Annotated in this window: 5 protein-coding genes; 2 read left to right on the forward strand and 3 right to left on the reverse strand. The window is 60.2% G+C overall.

Annotated elements, in window-relative coordinates:
* The first annotated feature begins 115 nt into the window (after positions 1–115).
* Positions 116–769 (forward strand): response regulator transcription factor, encoded by a 654-nt coding sequence (locus tag K8V11_RS10580; protein WP_067475494.1) that lies wholly within the window; start codon positions 116–118, stop codon positions 767–769.
* Between the two features lie 66 nt (positions 770–835).
* Here the strand turns inward: K8V11_RS10580 and K8V11_RS10585 are convergent, their stop codons facing one another.
* The 3 genes from K8V11_RS10585 to K8V11_RS10595 form a co-directional block, all read right to left on the reverse strand.
* Complete coding sequence (locus tag K8V11_RS10585; protein ID WP_303913804.1) at positions 836–1,162, reverse strand: DUF86 domain-containing protein; 327 nt, start codon at positions 1,160–1,162, stop codon at positions 836–838.
* The gene (locus tag K8V11_RS10590; protein ID WP_303913806.1) at positions 1,159–1,488 is read right to left on the reverse strand and encodes a nucleotidyltransferase family protein; all 330 of its coding nucleotides are present in this window, start codon (positions 1,486–1,488) and stop codon (positions 1,159–1,161) included. Before K8V11_RS10590 ends, K8V11_RS10585 begins: the two co-directional genes overlap by 4 nt.
* Positions 1,489–1,585: 97 nt before the next feature.
* Complete coding sequence (locus K8V11_RS10595) at positions 1,586–1,954, reverse strand: hypothetical protein (protein WP_303913809.1); 369 nt, start codon at positions 1,952–1,954, stop codon at positions 1,586–1,588.
* A 166-nt stretch (positions 1,955–2,120) separates the two neighbouring features.
* On the opposite strand from K8V11_RS10595, the gene K8V11_RS10600 reads away from it, so the two are divergent.
* On the forward strand, positions 2,121–2,429 hold the full coding sequence (locus tag K8V11_RS10600; protein WP_303913812.1) for an AbrB/MazE/SpoVT family DNA-binding domain-containing protein: 309 nt from the start codon (positions 2,121–2,123) through the stop codon (positions 2,427–2,429).
* Positions 2,430–3,002: the final 573 nt, after the last annotated feature.

Raw genomic sequence — 3,002 nt, forward strand, 5'->3', positions numbered from 1 at the left:
CGGCGGCGCGTTTACCGCGCTGCCCGCCTCCGACGGCGGGTTCACCGTCACCGCGACCGTGCCGCTGCGTTCGCGCGGCCGCTCCGCGTGACGCGCGCGGCGCTAGGGTGAACCCATGACAATCTCGGTGATGATCGCCGATGACCAGGTGATGGTCCGGCAGGGCTTCGCCGCGCTCCTCGGCGCCCAGCCCGACATCGTCGTCGCCGGGGACGCATCCAACGGCGTCGAGGCCGTGGCCGCCGCGCGATCGCTGCAGCCCGACGTCATATTCATGGATGTGCGCATGCCCGAGATGGATGGGCTGGAGGCGGCGCGGACGATTCTCGCCTCGGGGCTGGACCCGATGCCGCGGATCATCATGCTCACCACGTTCGACCTCGACGATTACGTCTACGAGGCGCTGCGGATCGGCTGTTCGGGGTTCCTACTCAAGGACGCGCCGAGCGAGGAACTGTTCCGGGCGGTGCGGCTCGTCGTCACCGGGGAGGCGTTGCTCGCGCCGACGGTGACCAAGCGGCTCATTTCGGATGCGGTCGCAAAGCGGTCCCGCCCGCGCCACGCCCCGCGCGAACTGGAAAGTCTGACGCCGCGCGAGCGCGAAACCCTGGAGCAGGTGGCCACGGGGAAGACGAACGGGGAAATCGCCGACGAGCTGTTCATATCCGAGGAGACCGTGAAGACCCACGTGCGGCGGGTGCTGCAGAAGCTCGCGTTGCGCGACCGTGCGCAAGTGGTCGTGTACGCGTACGAGAACGGGGTGGTTTAGGCGCGAAAGCTGATTTGATCTGCGGAGAAAGCGCGCATGCCTAAGCGCGTCAGGCAACCATGCCGGTCACAGATGTACACGAAGCGAATCAGCGAGAACCGGCAGATGAGTCTCCACGACATCGCGCACGACCTCGAAATCGACGCCGAAATATTGGTGCACGAGAATGTTTCGGAATCCTCGAATTTGTGGCCATGCGATTTCCGGATGCTCCTCTGTAATCGTAGAGGGGAGATGGTTCACGGCCTCGCCGACGATCTGAAGGTTCCGTTCAATGGCATCCATCGCCATGTCCGTGAGTTGGGGATCGCCATCCAAAAAGCGAAGGTATTTTTCGCACTTCGCGACGGCTTGGACGATATCTGCGATCCGCTGCTGAGAGCCTCGACTCACAGCGCAACCGCTTCTGCGAGAGCCTCGCGTGAAACCGGATTCTTGAGAAGCTGTGCTGGGAAAATATCCACATCATCTCGTCCGAGAAGGTGCCGAGTTTCCTCCATAAGGCCTGATGCGCGCATCAACAGGTTCCCGTCCGCAGGATCCATATCGACGAGGATGTCTATGTCGCTTCCCTGATGGGCATCTCCGCGCGCGACCGAGCCGAAGATGCGTGGGTTCTTGGCACCGTACTTCTTCAAGATCACCAGTAGCTCATCCAAACGTGCCTCAAGAAGCTCGCGGAGCGCGAGCGTTTCTGTCGTTGGTGCGCTATCGGACATAACTTCAGAATACCGAACGGGCTCGGCAAAGCGATGGCTCCTTGGCTCCCCGTGGAATTCTCGAATTCGTAGAGAAAGGCACGTGCGCGGAATCAATTCAGATGCGTCTGGCCTTCCACGCCCAAATCGACAGCCCGGCACCGAGGACGGTCGCGATGATGAAAACGGCGCTCAATGCATTCGCGATGGTGAAGGCGTCGGGTTCGAGATAGTCGGCATAGTGGCGGGATCCAGTAAGCGACAACGGCGGAAGAAAAGTCATGGAAAACGCTGTAGCGGCCGAGAAACAGGTGAACGGGAACACCACCCAGAACCAGGGGAAATTCTGCCGCGTTGAGGCCGAGGTGTCGGGAGCGCCGTTGCCGCGGCTTCGCGCCTTTCGCGCCTTTCGCGGAAGTGCAGCGCCTGCCACTCCCGCGGCGACAACCAGGGCGAAGAGATTGACGAAGACCACAAGTCCCCACATGCCGTCGATCGTAGTGGGGATGCATACGCAAGCTCGCACGTATTGACGATGATCGACTCGGATCAATCTAATTCCTGGGCTGAAAACATGCTGCAATGGGAATCGAGTGACCGTATAGCAGGAAAAGTGCTTTACTGCTTTACTGCACGAGCGCTATCGTGAAGGCATGTCTGCACCATCCGAGCGCCGCTATCTAGGTATTCAGAGTCGAGGCACGATTGCCCTGCCCGCTGACGTTCGTCGCCGCTTGCACTTGGATGAGCAAGGTGCGCAACTAGAAATGACCGAGCGTTCGGACGGGGTGATCGAGTTGCGGGCGGCACTTCCCGTGCCAGCCGAACAACGCTGGTTCTGGACCGAACGTTGGCAAGAGCGTGAGCGCGAAGTAGATGACTTCATCGATAAGGGCGACGTTGCGGTTCATGAGTCAACAGAGGACTTTCTCGATCACCTAGATGCATTAGATTCCGAGTGAAGTTCGAAACGACGCCCGCTTTCGATAGCGACTACCGGCGGCTTATGCGCGAACACGCTCTCGCATTCAAAAACTGCGTGCAGGAAAAGTTTGCGCCGGCTTGTGATGCTTACGCCGACGATCCCTCGACACCTTGGCCAGCTTTGTTGAGGGTGAAGTCTGTGCGTTCGGCGCCAGGGATTCTGGAGATGACATGGTCGTTCGCTAGTCCAGACGGCCGGGCTACATTCGAACTATTTACTGTGAACGGGGAGCTACGGTGCCGGTGGCGACGCGTCGGTGATCACGGCGTTTTCGCCAACCCATAGACGCATTGAATCGGAGACTGTCGGATGTCGTAGGCAGTGTCTACACAAAGCCGACGAAGTTGGATCGAAATTCGCTTGACCCTCACACGATGTAAGGGTGTTCTCTTGACGCCTGGAGGTGGTCGAGATGAACCCACAGAAGCAGACAAACGGCGCTCAGCGCGAGCGCGTCGCGCAGGCGCTTGCGTATGGAGACGCGTCGGTGCGCTTGAAAGCAGCGCTGGCCGCCGGGAGTGATCCCGATCCGGCGCTGGCCCGGAGCCTT

The organism is Dietzia timorensis (assembly GCF_020742175.1).
In the GTDB taxonomy this organism is placed as follows: Bacteria; Actinomycetota; Actinomycetes; order Mycobacteriales; family Mycobacteriaceae; genus Dietzia; species Dietzia timorensis_A.